This is a genomic window from Novosphingobium sp. GW835-FHT14H07 (assembly GCF_058793515.1).
On sequence record NZ_JBXAFX010000019.1, the window covers coordinates 43,819 to 63,960 of the forward strand.

Consider the following 20,142-nt stretch of genomic DNA (forward strand, 5'->3'; position numbering starts at 1 on the left):
CGCCTGGACTATCGACCCGGCGCCTGAACGGCAACTGAAGGTGCCGTGACCTTGGCGAGGAACGGCAGCACTGCGTCAAGCGCGCGGGTATCGCGCGAGAACGGGCGCGCGAACATCATGATGATGCCTTCATGGGAGACACCCTCGAGCAGGACCGGCTGGTTCGGCGCGCCTGCTTCGGTCAGTCGCTGGGCGAGCGCCTGCGAATTGCGCGGCTTGACCCGGGTATCAGCATCGCCCGTCACCAGCAGGAGCGGCGGGGCGTCCTTGCGCGCGAAGTTGACCGGCTGGGTTCTGGAAAGATCAGGCGCACCGCCGAAGCTGTTGATGGTTGCCGGGGAATCGAGGGGCAGGAAATCGAACGGTCCAGCGAGCGAGACCGTCCCGCGGATCGCCTGCGTGTCCAGCCCCACGCCCTTCAGCCACTGCGGATCAAGCGTGAGCATGACCACGTTGTAGGCCCCGGCCGAATGCCCCATCAGCGCCATGCGCGCCGGATCGCCACCATACCTGGCGGCATTGTCCTGCACCCAGCGCAGCGCCGCCGCGCCGTCCTCCAGCATGCCGGGAAACTTCGCCTGCGGATAGAGCCGGTAACCCGCCAGCACGACCGCATAGCCCTGCGCGCACAGCGTCCGCGCAATGAAGCGATAGTCGTGGGGATCGCCGCTCGCCCAGCTGCCGCCATGCACGAACACCACGATCGGCAGCGCGCCCTTGGCGCCTTGCGGCACGAACATCTCGAGCTTCTGCGCCGGATTCTTGCCATAGCGCTCGGCCGCGACCAGCTGGATCGCGCCATCGCCACCGTTGAGCAGCTTGTCGGCACCGTCCAGCACGGCAACAGCATTATTCCGCATGGCATGGCTGTAGGCGGCATAGCCGGCCAATCCGAGCAGGACGAAGCAAAGCGCCGCCCAGCCGATCCAACCCATGCGCCGCCTGCCCTTCACCGTCCGTGCCATGGGGCACTGGCTAGCAGGCTGCCGCCATTGCGCAAGGCACCTGCAGGTGCAGTCTGTCAGCCGATCAGATGGCGCGCTGCACGTTCGAACAGGGCCGCGTCATCGTGCACCTCGCCAAGAGCGACAATCTCGCCGCTCTCGAGGCGACGCACCACCACCAGCGCGAATTCCTCGCCTTCGGGTGGCGCGATCTCGGTGACCTTGCGTGCCGGCAGCGCGCGCAGCGACTGCGCAAGCGCTTCAGGGCCGCGCCTGGCGAGCGCCTTGCCGGCTTCCTCGCGGCGCAGGCGGCGCTCGGCATTGATCACGCCCTTGAGGCCACCAGCGGCTTCGGAGAGGTAGGCGCCCAGCTCACCCCGGCCGAGGCCGATGCGCTGCGCATGGGTCAGCGCGGTGGCGTACTCGGTGAGGCGCGTCTTGTCGTAGTCGGCGCCGAACACCAGCTTGACCACCGGCGTCATCGGCGCGCGCTCCTGCATGGTCAGCCCTGCGTCTTCGAGCAGTTCGGCAAACTCTTCCGGTTCTGCCTGCGCTGCAAGGGCGAAGTCCCAGGCCCGCCCGATCGCGGCATAAAGCGCGCTGCGAGTGCGGTCTTCGCTCGAATTGGCCACGAGGGCCAGTTCGCGCGCAGAGGCGAGCCAATCGGCCAGGGCTTCCGGTTCATCGGCAGGCGCGCCTGCGGGCAGTGGCAGGATATCGTCGTCGAGCCCGAAGGCGGGCTCAGGGAAGATATCGGCATCAAGCGAGGTGGGGCCATCGGCCCAGGCATCGGTCGGCTCGATCAGCGGACGGCGCGGTTGGCTCTTGATCGGCGCCGAATCGAGCGCTTGCCCGATTTCCAGCAGCAACTCGTCGGTCGTCGCCTGGTCGGCCAGTTCCTTCCAGTTGATCGCACCCATGATGTAGTCGATCCGCGTGCCGTCCGACGAGAACGGCAGCAGGATGCCACGGTAGAGGATCGTGCGGCCAAAGTGGTTCACGAACTCGGCCTCGAAGCCGATCGGCGCCTGATTGGCGATGATCTGCATGTAGTGGTCGGTGATGCGTGACAGCAGCGAGCGGCCGGGCACCTGGCTCAGGCGGGTGATCGAGCTTTCCGTGCCGCACTCGTCGGCCAGCCTGGCGCCGAGAAAGGCAATCGCCGGGTCCTCGATCCCCTCGTCGAAGTGCAGCAGCACGAGGTTGTCGGCAAAGTCCGGATAAGTGCCCGAGAGGAGCGGGGTGACCAGCGGGAACGAATGTTCGCCGAGCAGGCCGGCCCAGTAGTTGTAGGCGCGCACCTGCATGCGGCGCTCGTCCTGCCCCACCACCGGCGGCGGCGGCTCGCTCGGAACGTCGTCCTCGAAACCGGAGAGGTCGAGTTCGGCCTCGGCGGCGTCACGATCAAATCCACGCAAAGTATCCATCAGGCTCACCTGGTCCCCTTGATTGAGGACTGGTCTGGCGCAACTTCGTGAAGAAGTGCTTAAGTTGCGCCAGTGGAGCTTATACGGGGTTAACGCGCAGCGATGGCGGCGGCGGTGGCCAATACCTTTTCGGCTTGGGCAAGGTGCAGTAATTCCACCATTTTCCCGTTGAGGCGCAGCGCGCCCTTGCCGACATTTGCCGGGTCGGCAAAGGCCGCGACGATGGACTCCGCTTCGGCGATATCGGCTTCGCTCGGTGCGAACACACGGTTGCACGTGGCAAGTTGCGCCGGGTGAATCAGCGTCTTTCCATCAAATCCCGACTCGCGCGCCTGCACGCATTCGGCTTCGAGCCGCGCGGTATCCTCGATTGCGTTGCACACGCCGTCGAGGATCACGAGGCCATTGGCCCGCGCCGCCAGGACGGCCATGGTCAGCACCGGCAGGAAGGCCATGCGCCCCGGCAACTGGGCAATGCCGCTATCCTTGGCGAGATCGTTGAGCCCCAGCACGAAGCCTGCAAGCCGCGTGACTCTTGCGCAATCGGCAATCCGCTCCAGTGCCAAAACGGCGCGCGGCGTCTCGACCATTACCCACAGTTTGACATCGGGCGCGAAGCCGGCAGCGTCCATCCCGGCCGAAAGTGCCTGCACGTCGGCAGCGTCATCGACCTTCGGAGCGAGCACTGCCTCGACCGGAGCCTGTGCCAGCGCAGCGAGATCGTCATGCCCCCATGGCGTCGACAGGCCGTTGATCCGCGCGATCAGTCGGCGATGACTGAAGCCTCCTGCCTGCACCTCGGCAACCAGCGCCGCGCGCGCTTCGGCCTTGGCTTCGGGCGCCACCGCGTCTTCCAGATCGAGGCACACTGCATCGCAATCGAGGCTGCGCGCCTTGGCCATCGCCCGGGCATTGCTGGCCGGCATGTAGAGAAGCGAGCGCAAGGGGCGGGCGTCGATCATGGCAAGAACCTTCGGACTTCTAGCGCTTTGGCGCAGGGACAGCGTCCAGCCGCCCCTCCTCGCGCGTCGGCATAGGCGCAAAAAAGTGCATGGCAAGTGAAAGCACCAGCCACGCCGCTGCGGCATGAAGTGCGGTCGGCAAGCTGGCAAGATCGGCCACCGAGCCCCAGCACCACGCGCCCAGCGCCATGCCGCCGAAGGTCACCGCCTGATAGATCGACAGGCAGCGGCCGAGAATGTCTTCCGGACTGCGCAACTGCATCGCCACGTTGAGGCTGGTCATTGCGCTGGCCCAACCCATGCCACCCACGAAAGCGGCGAGCACGGCCATCGGGATGCCCGTGGCCGAAGCCATCAGCAATTGCGCGCAGGCGAATATCAGCGTCGCCCCGGTCACCACGGTCTCGCTGCCAAGCCGTTGCCGCACTTTGGAGACGAACAGTGCCGTCACGATCGAACCGATGCCGAACCCGCCCAGCATCATGCCGTAATCAAGCTCGCTGCCCTTGAGCATGTCGCGCGCCACGCTCGGCATCAGTGCCTGCAGGCCTGCCGCGCCAAAGCCGATGGCCAGACCGCGCAGCAGCACCTTGCGGATCGGCGAGGACGACGCGCAGAACCGCACGCCCCGGCCGATGGCGGCCAACATCGGCTCGCGCATCGGCGGCAGCGATTCGGGCCGCCAGCGCGACAGCACCACGATCATGCCGAGATAGCTGATTGCGTTGAGCGCAAAGGCAAGGCTCGTGTCCCACAGCGAGATGAGTATCCCGCCGAGCGCTGGCCCGACGCTCCTTGCCAGATTGAACGAGATCGCATTGAGCGAGATTGCTTGCGGCAGGTCTTGTCGCCCCACCTGCAGCCGCACCGACGCTTGCCATGCGGGGCCGTTCAGCGCCGTACCCATACCCACCATCAACGTGAGCGCCAGCAAGGAGAATGGCCCGACATTGCCGGTATAGGCGAGCACGGCCAGCACCGAGGACACGATCAGCATGCCGGTTTGTGCCGCGAGCATCACCCGGCGGCGATCGTAGTTGTCGGCAACGGCGCCCGCGAATACGCCCAGCAGGAGGATCGGGATCGTTGCCGAGGCCTGAACCAGCGCCACCAGCACGTGGCTGGTGGTCAGCTCGGTCATCAGCCATGCCGCGCCCACCGACTGGATCATCGAGCCGATGTTGGAGAACAGGTTGGCCGTCCAGATTGCCCGGAATGCGGGGTAACGGAACGGTGCTAGGGGACTTCCATGGACAGGCTTGGCAGAAGCGGCTGGCACTACAGGTATCGGACCTTCATCTTCATGCGGACAGGTGCGCCGCCGGTAACGTCAAAGGCCGCCGCCTCGAACTTGGGCGCCGACATCTTGACCGGCGCATCGCGCGAGAAGCCGAAACCTTCCTTCGGCAGGAACAGCGTCTTGTCCATCTTCTTGTTCCCATTCTCGTCATGCAGGAGAACGATGGCATAGCGCCCCGGCATCACGTCGCGGATCACCAGCGGGCCGGGCTGGTCTGCCCGGATCGACGCGGTGCGGCGATTGGGGTCCTTGTCGCATCCTTCCGGGAACAGCTTGGGGTTTGCGCTCATGCACAGCCAGATCATGCCCTTGGCATTGCGCAGGCCATTGATGTCGACCGTGATGCTTGTCGGCGCAGGGGCATTTCCGGCGAGAAGAAATGGCAGAAGGAGTAAGGCGCGCTTCATGGTGCGGACAGTCCCTTGTCTGTGCCGCACAGCCGGTCCCAGAAACGGAAATAGAGACCGTAGTTGCAGCGATAGAGTTCATGATGACGATGGTGATGGCTCGCCGTTATCAGCCAGTTCCCTGCGCCAGAATGAACGAGCCAGCGGGGGAACATCTCCCAGCCCATGTGATTGGTCACGCCCATCACGGTCATCACCAGCAGCACCAGCCCGAGCATCCCGACATGGATCGGGATGACGAAGACCAGCGCCGGAATCAGCAGCGAGACGATTGCCGCCTCGATTGGATGGAAGTTCATGGCGGCCCATGCCGTGGGCGGGCGGCTGGCATGATGGATGGCATGGATGCGCCGGAACACCTGCGGACGATGCATCCAGCGATGCGTCCAGTAGAACCAGGTGTCATGGATGAAGAGGTAAAGCAGCAGCGAGACCGGCATCCACCACAGCGGATAGGCCAGCGGGTCGGCATAGATCCTGGTCCATCCGCGCTGCTGCCAGCCCCACGCGACCACGCCGGCCGGCACGCCGTAGATTGCGGCGGTGGCGAGGCTCCAGGTGATCTCCGAACGGATCTGCTTTTCAAGGCCAGCATAATGCCCCGGCCGCACCTTGTGCGTCGCCCAGGCGAACATTCCGCTGGTGATCAGATAGCGCACCGCGACGATCACGGTCATGGCAATCGCCGAGGCTAGAACGCTGTCCATTGCGCGTCCCTATGCCAAGCTTTTGAGGCGGAGGACAGCCCTGCCTTGGGGCAGGGCCGAGCCTTCCGCAGATCAGCTCGCGCGGCGAACCTTGTGCTTGTGCGCACCGACGCCCGGCGCACCGCGCGGACGGAAGCGACGCGGCTTGTTGCCGTCCTCGCGCTCGCCACCGTTGAGAGTGGCTTCGAGCACCGGATTGCGCACCGGACCACGATCGGCAGCACCGCCGTCACGACGCTCCTGACGCGGCGAGACATCGCGCGGGCGCCCGTCCCGGCCTTGCGCGCGGCCACCGTGGGCCTGGCTGTTGCGGTTCTGCCCACCACGACCTTCGCCGCCGCGACCCTGACCGCCGGCACCACGACCGCCATTACCGCGTGCATCGCGCGCGTCACGGCGGGCATCCTGCTCCATTTCCGCAGGCTTGCGGCTCGGTGCAGGCAGCTTGGCGGCTTCGGCCATGAAATTCTCGGGCAGGCCCATGGTGTCGATCTTGACCCGGGTCAGCTTCTCGATGTCCTTGAGGTAGGGCTTCTCGTCCGGCGCACAGAAGCTGATGGCAATGCCATCAGCGCCGGCACGCGCGGTGCGGCCGATGCGGTGGACGTACTGTTCGGGCACATTGGGCAGTTCGAAGTTGAACACGTGGCTCACACCCGAAACGTCGATGCCACGCGCGGCGATGTCGGTGGCGACCAGCACCGGGCACGAACCCTGACGGAAAGCCTCGAGCGCGGCAGTGCGCTGCGCCTGGCTCTTGTTGCCGTGGATGGCGCGAGCATCGATCCCGGCGGACGAAAGGTGGCGCACCACGCGGTCGGCGCCGTGCTTGGTGCGGGTGAACACCAGCGCGCGGTCCAGTTCCTTCGATGCCAGCAGCGCACGGATGCGCAGCGTCAGCAAGGCCTGCTTCTCGGCCTGGTTGATGAAGGTCACGTACTGCTCGACCCGCTCGGCCGTGGTCGAGTTCGGGGCGACTTCGACGCGCACCGGATTGACGATGAACTGCTTGCCCAGATCTTCGATGGCCTTGGGCATCGTGGCCGAGAAGAACAGGCTCTGGCGGGTCTTGGGCAGCAGGTTGGCCACGCGCTTCAGCGCGTGGATGAAGCCGAGGTCCATCATCTGGTCGGCTTCGTCGAGCACGAAGATTTCGGTGCGGCCAAGCGTCAGCGCGCGCTGGTCGATCAGGTCGAGCAGGCGGCCCGGTGTGGCGACGAGAATGTCGACGCCCGGCACAAGACGGCGGGCCTGCTTGCCCACCGGCACGCCGCCGAACACGCAGTCGACCGACATGTTGAGATTGCGGGCATAGCCCTTCATGTTGTCAGCGATCTGTGCGGCCAGTTCGCGCGTCGGCGAGAGCACCAGCATGCGGCACGAGGCCGGCTTACGCGGCTGCGGGTTGGCGGCAAGCCGGTGCAGCGAAGGCAGCGAGAACGCGGCGGTCTTGCCGGTCCCGGTCTGCGCGATGCCAAGCAGGTCACGGCCCTGCAGCAGGGCCGGGATGGCCTGGCGCTGGATTGGCGTGGGATCGTTGTAGCCCTTGGTTTCAAGGGCGCGGAGAATGGGTTCGGCAAGGCCGAGTTCGGCGAAGAATGACATGAATATGCTTTCGTGGGCGCATCGGCGCAGGGCCGACGCGCGAGTTGAATTCGCTGGGCGCACGCGCCTGAAGGGCACGAGCGGGGTCGATCATGCGACCCATGCGTGAAAGGGGAAGCGGGCGGGGCAACAACCGTTCGTCCGGAGCGGATTTCTGCCGTTTCAGCGAAATCTCACGCCAGCATCCGGACTGCAGCGGGTTGCCCGCCACCGGTCTTGCTGCGGTGCACATAGGCAGCACTTCCCGTTAAAGCAAGGAAATTCGGGCAAAAGGCGGTTGCAAGGCTTCGTCCAGCTCGCCAACGTGCCCGCAAAAGGAGTGGGTCGATGCGTTTCACGATTGGTCTGGTTTCTGCCTTCGTCCTTGTCGGCAGCTCTGCGCAGGCCGCGCCCACGGGGGCCGAGGCAAGGATGGTCGCCACCGTCGATGCCGAACAGGCGCGCACCCTCAAGTTCCTTGAAACAATGGTCAACCAGAACTCGGGCAGCCGCAATCTCGAAGGCGTACGAAGGTTGCGCGATATCGTTGCGCCCGAGTTCACGGCTCTGGGATTCACTTCGCGCTGGATTCCGATGGAGCAGATCGGGCGCGCCGGGCATCTCGTGCTCACGCACAAGGGTCGCAAGGGCGGGAAGAAGCTCCTGCTGATCGGCCACCTCGATACCGTGTTCGAGCCAGATTCCCCGTTCCAGACCTATGTGCTGAACGGCGACAAGGCGACCGGTCCCGGCGTGGGTGACGACAAGGGCGGTATCGCCGTGATCCTCGCCGCCGTTCGTGCCATGCAAACGGCAGGCACGCTCAAGAACGCCAACATCGAGGTATTCCTCACCGGTGACGAGGAAGAGGCAGGCTCCCCCACCGAAGTCGCACGCGCAGATCTTGTCACCGCAGCCAAGGCTGCCGATGGCGCGCTCGATTTCGAAGGGCTGAGCCGCGAAAATGGCAAGGACATGGGATCGATCGCCCGCCGCTCCTCGCAAAGCTGGACGCTGACGGTCGAGGCGAAGTCCGGCCACTCCAGCGGTGTCTGGGGGGCAAATGCCGGCGATGGCGCCATCTATGCTGCGTCGAGGATCTTGAGCGCTTTCCGGGAGGAACTGCCCGAACCCTACCTTACCCTTAACGTGGGCCTGATCGCAGGTGGGGCGGAAGCTGACGTGGCCGATGACAACGCTCATGTTTCGGCGCAGGGCAAGACCAATATTATCCCCGGAAAGGTCGTGGCGCGCGGGGACCTGCGCACACTCAGCCTCGAACAGAACGCTGCCGCGATGCGCAAGATGGAGTGGATCGTGGCGCGCAGTTACCCAGGCGTCACCTCGGCGAAGATCACGTTCAGCGAAGGCTACCCGCCGATGGCGCCGACCGCAGGCAACAAGGCGCTCCTCGCCAAGCTGAATCGGGTCAACGCCACGCTCGATCTGCCTGAGATGCAGCCGCTCGATCCGATGAAGCGCGGCGCGGGCGACATCAGCTTCGTTGCCGAATACATCGACGGTCTCGTCGGCCTCGGCCCCCATTCCACCGGCGACCATGCGCCCGGCGAGACTGTCGATGTCGCCAGCATCTGGACCCAGGCCAAGCGCGCTGCCCTGCTGATGACGCGGCTGGCGGCGGAAAAGTCCGACCGGTGAACGACGATCACCCGCCCAGCCCATGCACCGGTGTCTGCGAAATCGATCCGGTCAGCACGCAGTGCCGCGGTTGCCATCGCACACTGGCCGAAATCACCGCATGGTTCACGGCATCGGCTGCGCACAAGCACGCGATCCTGCGCGACCTCGCTGCGCGTCAGAGCGTCAGCGTGACATCCAAATAGCCGTAGGTCGTATTCCCGGTCGGCGGCGCATTCGGCGCGTCGCGCAGCAGGCTCCGCTTGAACAGCACTGCCGCTCCGCCATCCACCTGCAGCAGCCCCGGCACGATCCAGTGCCGTACGCGCCCTTCGATCTGGTGCCCGCCGAGGCTGCCTGAGGCTCCGCTGGCATCACGCACCCCGGTCGCGGCAAACTGGTCGCGCCGGTTCTCGGCCCAGGCCGTGCGCCACGCCACGAAAGCGTCGGTTCGCTTCGACGGAGTCACTTCCAGACGCAGCGAGGGCGAGACGATGTTGCTCCGCCGAAACGGCCCGTAAAGCCCGTTTGGCCCGAATTCGAAGCGCCGCGCCGAATAGAGCGTGTCGAAACGGGTGAACTTGTGTGCGCTGCCCTTATCGCCACTCGCGGCGTCGAACATCGCCACCACGCGAGGCTTCCAACCACCGGCAAAGGTATAGCCGGCATCGGCGTGGACGAACCAGGCGAACACGTTGAGATCGGTCACATCCGCCGCCCCCGATGTCCGCCGTGCCTTGCCGAACTGGACCGCGCCTTCGACGTCGTGGTCCCAAGCCCCGGCGCTTGCCTTCACGAAGTGGCGCGCGCCCACCGTGCCGATCCGCCGGTTCGCTGTCGCCAGCCCCGCGCCGTCGCGCTCGATCAGTCCGAAGGCATAGGGCTGAAGGGTCCCGCCAAGCACCTGCGGCAGCGTACCATGCGCGCCAAAGAACATGACGTCGAAGTTCTCGCGGTCCCACTTCACCCGGTCCTCGCGAATGCCCGCAACGTCGTCCGGCAGGCGCTGGTGGGGCAGGGCGAACATCAGGTCGAGCCTGCGTCCCTTGCCCCCGTCCAGCTCAAGATGTGCGCCCGTGAAGGCATTGGTCGTATTGCGAAATCGCTGACGCGCCACCATGCGCCGGTTGCCGAGGTCGAGGGTGTAGCGCCCCAGCGTCAGCGTGCTCTTGCCCGCCAGCTTCAGGGCCATGTTCGCCTGCACCAGTTCGAGCGCGTTGACCTCGCCAGTGTTCGCTGAAGAGCGCGCGTTCTGTCCCCAAGCCCGCGCGTCCCAGAGCTCGGCATTGAACCGCACCGGCCCGGCATCATAGCCGGCGGCAAGCTCGGTCCTGAGCGAAACCATCGTGTCGGTTGCGGGGGCAGGGGCGGGGCGGAACTGCCCGCCGATCGATTCCACACGCAGCCGCGCCGAGGCTGACAACGTCCACGGGCCTTCCTCGGCCTGCGCGGGCAGCGCAATGCTGCAGGCAAGGACGGCAACGGCAATGCGCTTCACGATCTGACTTTCCCCGGCGCACCCGTGGTCGGATAGCGTTGCTACTGCCCATAGCCTGCACTTGCATGCCACGCCATACGCAGCTAACGGCACCCCACGTCATTTGGGGAGTAGCCACCGCTGGCAGGTTTTCGGGCCTGGCGCGGCCCTCAGCGTCAACATGCTTGGTCGAGAGACCATGGCGCAGGCGGCAGGACTTTTGTCCACCGGGCGAGACCAATGACAGCGAACCCATCGTCCGGGCCGGGCGGAGGGGTAAGCTGTCGTTGGCCTGATCGCTCCGCCCGGCCCCGGAATTGTCGATGCTCGAAGCCTTCAGCACGTCCACCGCGATTGTCGCGCTCGCCGAGATTGGCGACAAGACGCAATTGCTCGCGATCATCCTCGCCGCCCGGTTCAAAAGGCCGCTGCCGATCGTCCTCGGCATCCTTGGCGCAACGCTTGCCAACCACTTCCTCGCTGCCCTGCTCGGTGCGACCGCCGCCGCCTTCCTCGATGGCCAGTGGTTCCGTTTCGCCATTGCCATCGGTTTCGTCGCCATGGGCCTGTGGACCCTGGTGCCGGACAAGATGGACGAGGACGAAGCTCCCAAGCCTTCGCGCTACGGCGCATTTCTCACTACGCTGGTGGCATTCTTCATCGTCGAGATGGGCGACAAGACGCAGATCGCCACGATTGCTTTGGGCGCACGCTTCAACGATGCCATCGCGGTCACTGCCGGTACGACGCTTGGCATGATGATTGCCAACGTCCCAGCCGTGATCTTCGGCAACGAATTGATCAAGCGTGTTCCGCTCGACATCGTGCGAATGGTTGCCGCCGCGCTGCTCGTTGCCACTGGCGTGTGGTTGTTCGTTCAGACACTGGGCTTCTTCTAAGCCTTTACGTGTTCGGCATTTGTTCTAAACTGGCGACATGATCGAATCAGCTGCCACTGGTTCCGGCGCAAGCCCGGATGTCGTCGAACGCGAAGCACGCGCCGTGGCGCGCGGCATCTGCCGCCTGTTCGCGCGCAACGACATCTGGTGCCTGCCCGAAATGCCGCTTCGTTCCGGCAGGCGCGCCGATCTCATGGGCATCGACGCCAAGGGGCAGGTCGTGATCGTGGAGATCAAGGTCTCCCGGGCCGACCTGCTGGGCGATGGCAAGTGGACCGATTACCTGGATCATTGCGACCGGTTCTACTGGGGACTTGCGCCGCATCTTGACCGTGCCGTGCTCGACACCGACAATTTCCTGCCGCATGCTTGCGGGGTAATCGTCGCCGACGGTTATGATGCCGAGATTCTGCGCCCTGCGCCCACCATTCCGCTGGCTGCTGCACGCCGCAAGGCCGAAGTGGAACGTCTTGCCCGCGCCTCGTTGCGCCGTCAGCTTGTCGGCATTGATCCCCAGTGCGCCGCTTGGGGAAGCTGATCAGGCCCGCCGCTTGATGCCCAATGGCGGTACCAGCGCCAGCAAGGCGGCGCGCGATGCCAGGAATTCATGCCACAGCGCCGTCGCGGCCGGGCCGGGGCTTTGCCCGCGCGCCGAAACCGCAAGCAATGCCGCCAATCCCGGCTCCATGATCGCGGCGAGATCGTCAACGCCCTGCTTCGCCAAGTCATAGCGCCATCCACCGGTATCACGCATGATCGCCGGGAAGTTGCGCACTTCGGGCTTGCGCATTTCCTGCTGCAAACCCGCGAGAGTGCAGACCACGGCAGCGGCATCGTGCAATGCCGACCACTTCATCGACATGGCATTGCCAGCGGCATGGCCGAACTCGGCCCGGCCCGCCTGCGGCGGCGCAGCGCGCGAATCACCTGATGACGTCGAAACCCCATTCATGGCTCCGGCCTAGCCCGCAACCCGTTCCCAAATTGCTAAACGCAACTGGAACACAAAATCGCTGGCATGCCCGCCAACGCGCTGCTAGGTGCCGTCTCGGCCCTGCACCCGTAGCTCAGCTGGATAGAGCGTTGCCCTCCGAAGGCAAAGGCCACAGGTTCGAATCCTGTCGGGTGCGCCATTGCCATTCGCTGAGACGGTCGCCAGTTGCGCGCGCCAGTGTCAGGTCCCAGCTCCAACGCCAGAACCCTGTGCCTTGACACACTGTCGCAAGCGCACAAGAGGTCCGCACCCCTTTCGTTGAAGCAGGTCCTTTATATGTTCCGGCGCATCGCCTCCCTGCTCGATCCATTCCTGCTCGCTCTTGTTGCAACGGTCGTCCTCGCCAGCGTGCTGCCGGCGCGCGGCACATTCGTGCCGCTGGTCGATGGAGCGGCAGATGCGGGGATCGTGCTGCTGTTCTTTCTCCACGGTGCCAAGCTGTCGCGTGAAGCGATCTGGGAGGGGGCCCGCAACTGGAGACTGCACCTGGCCGTGCTGGCGATGACTTTCGCGCTGTTCCCGCTGCTGGGGCTTGCCGCTCGCGCCCTGCCGTTTCTCCCGGTCGAATTCGGCGCGGGCTTGCTCTTCCTTGCTCTGCTGCCCTCCACGGTCCAGTCCTCGATTGCCTTTACCGCCATCGCCCGCGGGAACGTGGCGGCTGCGGTCTGCGCTGCATCGTTCTCGAACTTCGCCGGGATTTTCGTCACGCCCGCGCTTGTTGCGCTGTTGATGGGCGGGGCAACAGGCGGGTTCTCCTGGGCCTCTGCCGAAACGATCGTGCTGCAGTTGCTCCTCCCGTTCGTGGCGGGGCACCTGCTGCGTCCGTGGATCGGCGGCTTCATCGCCCGCCACAAGGCATGGGTGGGCAAGGTCGATCGCGGCTCGATCCTGCTCGTCGTCTATGCCGCGTTCGGCGCCGCCGTGGTCGAGGGACTGTGGCAGCGCGTTGCCCCCTTAAGCCTGCTCGTGCTCACGCTGGTCTGCCTCGTCATGCTGGCGCTGGTCCTTGCTGCAACCTGGCAGACCGCCAAGGCGATGAAGCTACCGCGCGAGGATGCCATTGTCCTGTTGTTCTGCGGCTCGAAGAAGAGCCTGGCCTCGGGTGTGCCAATGGCCGGTGTATTGTTCCCGGCCGCTTCGGTCGGCATCGTGCTCCTGCCGGTGATGGTGTTCCATCAACTCCAGCTCATCGCCTGCGCGTTGATCGCGCCGCGGCTGGGGCAGCGCGATCCCGAACAGGAAACGGCGGCGTAGCCTATCGCTCCGCCGCCGCCCTGCATTGGTTGACCGATCAGAAACGGTCGGCGTTCATCACCTTGGTCCAGGCCGCCACGAAGTCGGCCACGAACTTGTCCTTCGCGTCATCCGAGGCATAGACTTCCGCTACCGCGCGCAGTTCGGAATTCGAACCGAACACGAGGTCGACCGGCGTCGCCGTCCACTTCAGGGCACCGCTTGCACGGTCCTTGCCCTCGTAGAGGCCGGGTGCGGCCGCTTTCGTCCAAACCGTGTCCATCGACAGGAGGTTGACGAAGAAGTCATTGTTCAGCGTGCCGGGACGGTCGGTGAACACGCCCGCCTTCGATCCAGCGGCATTCGCGCCGAGTGCTCGCATTCCGCCCAGCAGCACGGTAGTCTCCGGCACGGTCAGCCCCAGCATGTCTGCCTTGTCGACCAGCGCTTCGGTCGGCCCGTAGAAGGAATCCGCCGCGTAGTAGTTGCGGAAGGCATCGGCCTTTGGCTGGAGGTAATTGAACGATTCGACGTCGGTCTGCGCTTGCGTGGCATCGACCCGGCCCGGCGTGAACGGCACGCTCACGTCATGCCCTGCGGCCTTGGCTGCCTGCTCGATCGCGGCATTGCCGCCCAGCACGATCAGGTCAGCCAGGCTCACCTGCTTGCCACCCTTGGCCGCCTTGTTGAAGCCGAGGCGGATTGCCTCGAGCTTGGCCGTCACCTTCGCCAGCTCTGCCGGATCGTTGACCGCCCAGTCCTTCTGCGGGGCAAGCCGCACGCGAGCACCGTTGGCCCCGCCGCGCATATCGGTCGCGCGGAAGGTCGAGGCCGAGGCCCAGGCCGTGCGCACCAGCTCGGCCGTGGTCAGGCCGGATGACAGGATGCTGCCTTTCAGTGCGGCAATGTCCGCGGCGTCGACCATGGCGTAGTTCGCTTTGGGCAGCGGATCCTGCCATGTCATCGTCACCTTCGGCGCATCCTTGCCAAGGTAGCGCGCTTGCGGTCCCATGTCGCGGTGGGTCAGCTTGAACCAGGCCCGGGCAAAGGCGTCGCTGAAGGCTTGCGGGTTCTTCTGCCAGCCCTGCGTGATCTTGCGGAAACCGGGGTCCTCGCGCATCGCGATGTCGGTGGTGAACATGATCGGTGCGTGACGCACATCGGGCCGGTGCGCGTCGGGTACGAGGTTTGCCGCCGCCGGGTCCTTCGGGATCCACTGCGTCGCCCCGGCCGGGCTCTTGGTCTTGACCCATTCGAAACCGTAAAGATTGTCGAGATACTGCGTGGTGAAGGCGATCGGGTTGGCCGACCATGCGCCTTCCAGCCCGCTCGTCACCGTGTCCTCGGCATTGCCCTTGCCGCATTTGTTGGCCCAGCCAAGGCCTTGCTGCTCGATCTTGCCCTGCCCCGGATCGTTGCCGACGCATTCCTCGGGCTTGTGCGCGCCGTGCGCCTTGCCGAAGGTGTGGCCGCCAGCGATCAGCGCCGCGGTTTCTTCATCGGTCATCGCCATTGCGCCGAAGGCGCGGCGGATGTCGGCCGCAGCCGCAAGAGGATCGGGCACGCCGTTCGGGCCTTCCGGGTTCACGTAGATCAGGCCCATCTGCGTCGCGCCCAACGGCCCCTTGAGGTTGCCCTTGCCATCCCGGCGCTTGTCGTCGAGCAGCTTGGTCTCGGGTCCCCAGAACACGAGGTCAGGCTGCCAGGCATCGACGCGGCCACCGGCAAAGCCCAAGGTCTTGAAGCCCATGTCCTCCATGGCAACATTGCCGGTCAGGACCATCAGGTCGCCCCACGAAAGTTTGCGCCCGTACTTCTGCTTGATCGGCCAGACGAGGCGGCGGGCCTTGTCGAGGTTGACGTTGTCCGGCCAGGAATTGAGCGGCTCGAAGCGCAGTTCGCCGCCGTCCGAACCACCGCGCCCGTCGCCGGTGCGATATGTCCCCGCGCTGTGCCAGGCCATGCGGATGAAGAACGGGCCGTAGTGGCCATAGTCGGCCGGCCACCACGGCTGCGGCGTTGTCAGCACCTTGCGGATATCGGCTTTCACCGCATCGAGATCGAGCGAGGCAAATTCCTTGGCATAGTCGAAGTCCGGGCCATAGGGATTGGCTTTGGTCGCCTCGTTCTGGCGCAGCGCGGTCAGGTCGAGCGTCTTGGGATACCATTCCTTCGCAGCGGGCTCGCTCGTCGGCGTAACGGTTTCGGCCATTGCAGCGCTGCCGAGCGGCAAGGCGGCCACAAGCACGGCGGCCAGTGCAATCCTGCTGATCTGCATGAGTTTCTCTCCTCCTGTTGCCCCGCGCGATAGCGGGCTGGCAATCGGATAATTCGCTCAATGTTTGCAGACCAACGGGTTAGTTCTATCACAGTTATCGCGAAGGTCGTTCATCCTGTCGCAATTCAGCAATGGTTCCGATGAGAGATGCGCGAACCCAAGTGAATGGATCCCGGCCTTTGCCGGGATGACGCACGAAGTGGGAAGTCGCTTCGCAAGCCAAGAACCTGCGAGCCGGCATCCGGCTAACCAACGATCAGCAAGGATCGTCGCCCCGGCGCAGGCCGGGCCCACAACCCCACGGGCAAGGCACCGCACTTGCAAATCGAGCAGTAAGGTTTCCCCGAAGGGAGGAACCAAGCCCGAATTCAACGATGAGGTGATAGTGGAAACTGGAGCGGGCGAAGGGATTCGAACCCTCGACCCCAACCTTGGCAAAGTTGCAGATCGACTTTTCCGGCCTGCGACAGACTTCGCCATTCTTCTATAAGATATTGTTATTATTGTTGAATCGTGGATTCTGATACGCTACCCTTGTCGAGAAATACACCCCCATTTCCGACACACGTGGTCGCCCGGTGGTCGCCCAAATTGGGGCGCAGGAGGTAGTTTATGGCCCAGAATACCGTGCTTTTGACCAAGCGAGTCATTGACGCCGCACACGCTGAGGAAAGGCGCTACGACATCTGGGACAGCGAGATCGCCGGGTTCGGCCTTCGCGTAGGCGTTGGCGGAACCAAGACATTCGTGCTTCGCTATCGCGCCGAAAATGGCGGTCGAGGGGCGCCTAAACGGCATATCACGATCGGTCGCTTCGGCCCTCTCACTGTCGAGTTGGCCCGCCGCCAGGCACGGCAGCTTCTTGCTCAGGCGACTGTGGGTGAGGATCCGGCAAAGGCTCGGAACGACAAGCGGGCGGAAATGCGGATCAGCGACCTGATCGATCTTTATGAGGAGGAGGGATGCTTCATCCAGCGCGGCAAACATCAGGGTGCGCCGATGAAGCCGCTCACAAAACAGTACACGATCGCGCGCTTGCGCCATCATGTGCTGCCCTTGCTCGGCAGGCATCGTATAACGGAAATCGGTGCGACCGAGATTGAGCGCTTCTTTCGCGACGTGGAGAACGGGAAGACTGCGAAGAACGAAATGATTGGTCCCCGCAAGCGTATCATTGTGAAAGGAGGGAGCGGCGCGGCCCGCAAGGTCTTCCGCGATCTGTCGGCCGTGTTCAGCTTCGCCCGTCGGCGCGAGATGGTTGATCGCAATCCCTGCGATACCGCGTCTGTCCGCAAGACGGACAATCATAAGGATCGCTATCTCACTCTGGCAGAGGTCAAGCGCTTCGGTGATGCGTTGCGCAAGCTCGAGAATGAAGGGGTCAATCGAAAGGCTCTTGATATCATGCGCTTGTGGATGCTGACCGGATGCCGGCGCGAGGAAATTGCCAGTCTCAGATGGAAGGAAGTCGATTTCGAGCATGGCAGCCTTCGGTTCGAGGATAGCAAGACAGGAAGAAATGTTCGTCCGATCGGTGCGGCCGCGGTCGCGGTGCTCAACACCGTCGAACGCTGTGAGGATTCCGATTTCGTTTTCCCTGCCGAGGATGGCGACGGCTATTTCAGGGGGTATAAGACGCCTTGGAAGAAGGCTGTAAACAAAGCGGATTTGGCTGACGTCACCCCCCACACACTGCGACACACAATGGGCTCGACGGCTATTTCTTCGGGTGAAGCGATGGCCTTTACCGGAGCGATTCTGGGTCATTCCAATCCCCGCTCGACGGCCATTTACGCCCATGTTCAGCATAATCCGGCACGGCGAGCGGCCGACCGGGTCGCGGAGAAAATCGCGGCCGCCCTTGCGGGCATGAGCGATGCCGAAGTGGATGCTCCTTCCGCAGACGAAGATGAAGACCTGCTACGGCGTGTTGCGGCAACTCTCATGAAAGGAGGGGCGGAAGCTGAGCGCCTGCGCATCGTGGTCAATGCACTGGCAATTTAGTCGGCGGGTGGACTGTGGCTGACGTAGGCGTCGGCCTCGGGCCGATGCTTGTGGCGGCGATAGCCGCGGTCGACATAAGGCGCGCCGCACCGTGATGGTATGCGTCCGGCGGGACTTCCAATTGCCCACATCTAGCCGCGGCTGAGATTCGCTTCGAGCTTCTTCTGCCATTCGCCAAAGAGGTGACGAATGCCAGGTTCCGTCAGAAGTCGACATTCTGACGTCGTCAAGCCGGCAAAGCGTAGCTGCTAAAGCTTGACCGGACGCGGTCAGGCGGGGTTGAGTTCTAGGGACGGCGAAGCGGACGTTCATCACGCAATGCCAAGAATAGCTCACCGCTCATTGCATTGTTCGGCGCTGTACGATCCTCTGGGCGAGGATGCGGCAATTGATCTTCGGCTTCCAGTCCGAAGGATCGCTCCTTCGCAGCAGTCCGCAGGAGGAAGCAATATTCCTTCCCGCTGCACAGATACGCCACCCACCTGCCTGAGACCGTGACCCGCATGGGCCGAAACCCGCCAGGGGTTCGGTTGGAGCGCAGCGGCGATAGAGCAGTGGTCCCGCGGGAGGCGTCCAGCTTTGCCCAACGATCTCGGGGTCGAACTGATCGAACCTATCGGCCAGAATAGCGTTTCAGACGCAGCTCGATTTCGCGCCGCGGCAATCGGCAGCGCGGGTGGGCCGCCGTTTTCGACAGGCAGCCATGCAATGTGGCGGCATCGCAAATGCGGTTCGCCTCGATGCGATCGAAAACCCACAGCACACCGTGCACAGCGACGCCCTCAGCTTCTGCGACGGACCGCAGCACACCGTCGCCGGTCAGAAGTGTCCATTGACGCCCCTGCGCCAGGGCAAAGGCGAAGGTATCGGCCACAGAGAGGCGTGGCTCACCGCGGCGCAGCTGGGTTGCGCGGCGGACTTCACTACCATCGAGAGATTCGATCACGATACCCAGCGAGCGAAGCCGCTCGCCGAAGTCGGCATCAAGCTCGCGTTCGAAAAGAAGGTCCGGGACTACCAGGCTGTCATCGAGCTCGAACGCGGCTTCGAGCAGGTCGCCGCGATCAAGGTCGATGATGACCGAAGTGTCCGAGACGAGGAACGGCACCCGTTCAAACTGCCTCGGCCAAACGCTGGTCAAGCGCCTGCAAGGTGATCCCGAGCATTTCGGCCGCGCGGCTTTCGCCGATCACGCCTTCCGCGAGCGCACGATAGCACAGCCGTTCGAACCGCTTGGGCTCCTCATATTCGGGTGCAATGCAAGCCGGTTCGGCGAATGGCTCCTTGCGCCAGCCCCGTTTCGTAAACTCCTTGAACAACGCCGAAAAGGCCTTTTTCTCGATGATGCCGAGATCGAGGCAGCGATAGGCGATCGCCTGGACGCTGACGCCGAAGCGCTCCTTGATGGCTACGAGTTCGCCAATGCTGATGGCCGAGCGCTGTGCGCCGATTTCAGCGCGCACGACGTCGGCCGGCATCAGAAAAGCGCCGGCAAAGCGGTGCGCTGCGCGTTCCTCGTCAACCTCTGCCGTAGGCGTCATCACCATATGGCCGAGCTCGTGCGCGAGGGTGAAGCGTTTGCGCTCTGCCCAAATGTTTCTCCGCACGACGATCACGCGGGCGGCGTCGCGCTCCTTGCGCATGACGCGCGCGGCGAGGCCGTCGATGTCGTCGAGAGCAAGCGAGAGCACCTTGATACCGCGTTCTTCGAGCAATTCCGCGAGCTTGGGCACTGGGTCGTGACCCAAGCCCCATTCCTCGCGAACTGAGCGGGCTGCGTCTTCGGCATCACGTATATCGTGCAAGGGGTATGGCGCGCTGCGAGGCTGCTCCCATTCGACGCTTTTGAGGCCGAGAAGATCCTCGATCGCGAGATAACGCTCCAGCAGTTGCAGCGTCTGCGCCTCGATCGTCGCCTCTTCCTTGGCGGTGCGCTTCTTGCGGAAATCGACGCCTTCCAGCGTCAGCTCCTCGTCGCTGAGCAGATAGGACTCGCTGACGCTGAGCGCGCTCGCGAGCGCCATCAGCGCGCGCGAGCCCGGCATATCCTCGTTCCGTTCGTACTTTCCGATCGCCTGCGCGCTGACGACGTTGCCCATGCGCTCGGCGAGGTCTCGCAGCGACAATCCAGCGGATGCGCGGGCGAGCTTCAGTCGCGTGCCGATCATGGCCTGGCCACCTTTCGTTTCTCCGGTTTACAAAAAGTCCATGTAGTGACTATTTTGTAAACCGACACCCCTTGAAACACCACCGGGGCAGCCCCAGATGTGTGTTCGTGGTCGCAGTAT

The 20,142-nt window shown here is 64.2% G+C and carries 18 protein-coding genes, 2 tRNA genes and 1 riboswitch; of the genes, 7 read left to right on the forward strand and 13 right to left on the reverse strand.

Annotation, left to right across the window (positions count from 1 at the left end):
* Nucleotides 1–8: 8 nt before the first annotated feature.
* The 7 genes from AC1Q5P_RS15780 to AC1Q5P_RS15810 form a co-directional block, all read right to left on the reverse strand.
* Nucleotides 9–965: an alpha/beta hydrolase gene (locus tag AC1Q5P_RS15780; protein ID WP_492519446.1), complete on the reverse strand. Its 957-nt coding sequence runs from the start codon at nt 963–965 to the stop codon at nt 9–11.
* A 56-nt stretch (nt 966–1,021) separates the two neighbouring features.
* A complete protein-coding gene (locus AC1Q5P_RS15785) occupies nt 1,022–2,371 on the reverse strand; it encodes a PAS domain-containing protein (protein ID WP_492519447.1) in 1,350 nt (449 codons plus the stop codon).
* A gap of 89 nt (nt 2,372–2,460) precedes the next feature.
* Complete coding sequence (locus AC1Q5P_RS15790; protein ID WP_492519448.1) at nt 2,461–3,333, reverse strand: HpcH/HpaI aldolase/citrate lyase family protein; 873 nt, start codon at nt 3,331–3,333, stop codon at nt 2,461–2,463.
* Between the two features lie 19 nt (nt 3,334–3,352).
* The gene (locus AC1Q5P_RS15795) at nt 3,353–4,612 is read right to left on the reverse strand and encodes an MFS transporter (protein ID WP_492519449.1); all 1,260 of its coding nucleotides are present in this window, start codon (nt 4,610–4,612) and stop codon (nt 3,353–3,355) included.
* Entirely contained in the window at nt 4,612–5,040 is a 429-nt protein-coding gene (locus AC1Q5P_RS15800; protein ID WP_039333014.1) for a DUF2141 domain-containing protein, read from the reverse strand. Before AC1Q5P_RS15800 ends, AC1Q5P_RS15795 begins: the two co-directional genes overlap by 1 nt.
* Nucleotides 5,037–5,747: a sterol desaturase family protein gene (locus AC1Q5P_RS15805; protein ID WP_062342427.1), complete on the reverse strand. Its 711-nt coding sequence runs from the start codon at nt 5,745–5,747 to the stop codon at nt 5,037–5,039. The genes AC1Q5P_RS15800 and AC1Q5P_RS15805 overlap by 4 nt, the downstream gene beginning before the upstream one ends.
* Before the next feature lie 72 nt (nt 5,748–5,819).
* Complete coding sequence (locus AC1Q5P_RS15810) at nt 5,820–7,352, reverse strand: DEAD/DEAH box helicase (protein WP_039333011.1); 1,533 nt, start codon at nt 7,350–7,352, stop codon at nt 5,820–5,822.
* 327 nt (nt 7,353–7,679) lie between these two features.
* Here AC1Q5P_RS15810 and AC1Q5P_RS15815 point away from each other — a divergent pair, with 327 nt between their 5' ends.
* Nucleotides 7,680–8,990 carry a M20/M25/M40 family metallo-hydrolase gene (locus AC1Q5P_RS15815; RefSeq protein ID WP_492519450.1) on the forward strand — a complete coding sequence of 437 codons (1,311 nt, stop codon included), beginning with the start codon at nt 7,680–7,682 and terminating at the stop codon, nt 8,988–8,990.
* Nucleotides 8,987–9,175 carry a DUF1289 domain-containing protein gene (locus AC1Q5P_RS15820; protein WP_039333007.1) on the forward strand — a complete coding sequence of 63 codons (189 nt, stop codon included), beginning with the start codon at nt 8,987–8,989 and terminating at the stop codon, nt 9,173–9,175. Before AC1Q5P_RS15815 ends, AC1Q5P_RS15820 begins: the two co-directional genes overlap by 4 nt.
* Here AC1Q5P_RS15820 and AC1Q5P_RS15825 read toward each other — a convergent pair.
* Nucleotides 9,148–10,467 (reverse strand): alginate export family protein, encoded by a 1,320-nt coding sequence (locus AC1Q5P_RS15825; protein WP_492519451.1) that lies wholly within the window; start codon nt 10,465–10,467, stop codon nt 9,148–9,150. The two genes, AC1Q5P_RS15820 and AC1Q5P_RS15825, sit on opposite strands and share 28 nt — an antisense overlap.
* A gap of 92 nt (nt 10,468–10,559) precedes the next feature.
* A riboswitch (yybP-ykoY riboswitch) is annotated at nt 10,560–10,744 on the forward strand.
* 25 nt (nt 10,745–10,769) lie between these two features.
* Between AC1Q5P_RS15825 and AC1Q5P_RS15830 the strand changes: the two genes are divergently transcribed.
* Complete coding sequence (locus tag AC1Q5P_RS15830; protein WP_039333003.1) at nt 10,770–11,345, forward strand: TMEM165/GDT1 family protein; 576 nt, start codon at nt 10,770–10,772, stop codon at nt 11,343–11,345.
* A 37-nt stretch (nt 11,346–11,382) separates the two neighbouring features.
* Complete coding sequence (locus tag AC1Q5P_RS15835) at nt 11,383–11,883, forward strand: MmcB family DNA repair protein (RefSeq protein WP_492519452.1); 501 nt, start codon at nt 11,383–11,385, stop codon at nt 11,881–11,883.
* On the opposite strand, the gene AC1Q5P_RS15840 is transcribed toward AC1Q5P_RS15835, so the two are convergent.
* Nucleotides 11,884–12,297 (reverse strand): hypothetical protein, encoded by a 414-nt coding sequence (locus AC1Q5P_RS15840; protein WP_492519453.1) that lies wholly within the window; start codon nt 12,295–12,297, stop codon nt 11,884–11,886. It lies immediately after the preceding gene.
* 104 nt (nt 12,298–12,401) lie between these two features.
* Between AC1Q5P_RS15840 and AC1Q5P_RS15845 the strand changes: the two genes are divergently transcribed.
* Nucleotides 12,402–12,478, forward strand: a tRNA-Arg gene (locus AC1Q5P_RS15845).
* Between the two features lie 137 nt (nt 12,479–12,615).
* A complete protein-coding gene (locus tag AC1Q5P_RS15850) occupies nt 12,616–13,593 on the forward strand; it encodes a bile acid:sodium symporter family protein (protein WP_492519465.1) in 978 nt (325 codons plus the stop codon).
* A gap of 37 nt (nt 13,594–13,630) precedes the next feature.
* Here the strand turns inward: AC1Q5P_RS15850 and katG are convergent, their stop codons facing one another.
* Nucleotides 13,631–15,850, reverse strand: a complete 2,220-nt coding sequence (gene katG, locus AC1Q5P_RS15855) for a catalase/peroxidase HPI (protein WP_492519454.1) — start codon at nt 15,848–15,850, stop codon at nt 13,631–13,633.
* A 393-nt stretch (nt 15,851–16,243) separates the two neighbouring features.
* Nucleotides 16,244–16,327: transfer RNA gene (locus AC1Q5P_RS15860), tRNA-Gly, on the reverse strand.
* Nucleotides 16,328–16,462: 135 nt separating this feature from the next.
* Between AC1Q5P_RS15860 and AC1Q5P_RS15865 the strand changes: the two genes are divergently transcribed.
* On the forward strand, nt 16,463–17,854 hold the full coding sequence (locus tag AC1Q5P_RS15865) for a tyrosine-type recombinase/integrase (RefSeq protein ID WP_492519455.1): 1,392 nt from the start codon (nt 16,463–16,465) through the stop codon (nt 17,852–17,854).
* Nucleotides 17,855–18,467: 613 nt separating this feature from the next.
* Here AC1Q5P_RS15865 and AC1Q5P_RS15870 read toward each other — a convergent pair.
* Both AC1Q5P_RS15870 and AC1Q5P_RS15875 read right to left on the reverse strand, forming a co-directional pair.
* Nucleotides 18,468–18,995: a PIN domain-containing protein gene (locus AC1Q5P_RS15870; RefSeq protein ID WP_492519456.1), complete on the reverse strand. Its 528-nt coding sequence runs from the start codon at nt 18,993–18,995 to the stop codon at nt 18,468–18,470.
* Complete coding sequence (locus tag AC1Q5P_RS15875; protein WP_084277361.1) at nt 18,967–20,022, reverse strand: helix-turn-helix domain-containing protein; 1,056 nt, start codon at nt 20,020–20,022, stop codon at nt 18,967–18,969. The genes AC1Q5P_RS15870 and AC1Q5P_RS15875 overlap by 29 nt, the downstream gene beginning before the upstream one ends.
* Nucleotides 20,023–20,142 lie beyond the last annotated feature (120 nt).

Excerpts from the sequence above, each read along its gene's own strand:
- AC1Q5P_RS15780 (WP_492519446.1), bottom strand. The coding sequence starts at position 965 with ATGGCACGGACGGTGAAGGGCAGGCGGCGCATGGGTTGGATCGGCTGG.
- AC1Q5P_RS15785 (WP_492519447.1), bottom strand. The coding sequence starts at position 2,371 with ATGGATACTTTGCGTGGATTTGATCGTGACGCCGCCGAGGCCGAACTC.
- AC1Q5P_RS15790 (WP_492519448.1), bottom strand. The coding sequence starts at position 3,333 with ATGATCGACGCCCGCCCCTTGCGCTCGCTTCTCTACATGCCGGCCAGC.
- AC1Q5P_RS15800 (WP_039333014.1), bottom strand. The coding sequence starts at position 5,040 with ATGAAGCGCGCCTTACTCCTTCTGCCATTTCTTCTCGCCGGAAATGCC.
- AC1Q5P_RS15805 (WP_062342427.1), bottom strand. The coding sequence starts at position 5,747 with ATGGACAGCGTTCTAGCCTCGGCGATTGCCATGACCGTGATCGTCGCG.
- AC1Q5P_RS15810 (WP_039333011.1), bottom strand. The coding sequence starts at position 7,352 with ATGTCATTCTTCGCCGAACTCGGCCTTGCCGAACCCATTCTCCGCGCC.
- AC1Q5P_RS15815 (WP_492519450.1), top strand. The coding sequence starts at position 7,680 with ATGCGTTTCACGATTGGTCTGGTTTCTGCCTTCGTCCTTGTCGGCAGC.
- AC1Q5P_RS15830 (WP_039333003.1), top strand. The coding sequence starts at position 10,770 with ATGCTCGAAGCCTTCAGCACGTCCACCGCGATTGTCGCGCTCGCCGAG.
- AC1Q5P_RS15835 (WP_492519452.1), top strand. The coding sequence starts at position 11,383 with ATGATCGAATCAGCTGCCACTGGTTCCGGCGCAAGCCCGGATGTCGTC.
- AC1Q5P_RS15840 (WP_492519453.1), bottom strand. The coding sequence starts at position 12,297 with ATGAATGGGGTTTCGACGTCATCAGGTGATTCGCGCGCTGCGCCGCCG.
- AC1Q5P_RS15850 (WP_492519465.1), top strand. The coding sequence starts at position 12,616 with ATGTTCCGGCGCATCGCCTCCCTGCTCGATCCATTCCTGCTCGCTCTT.
- katG (WP_492519454.1), bottom strand. The coding sequence starts at position 15,850 with ATGCAGATCAGCAGGATTGCACTGGCCGCCGTGCTTGTGGCCGCCTTG.
- AC1Q5P_RS15865 (WP_492519455.1), top strand. The coding sequence starts at position 16,463 with ATGGCCCAGAATACCGTGCTTTTGACCAAGCGAGTCATTGACGCCGCA.
- AC1Q5P_RS15875 (WP_084277361.1), bottom strand. The coding sequence starts at position 20,022 with ATGATCGGCACGCGACTGAAGCTCGCCCGCGCATCCGCTGGATTGTCG.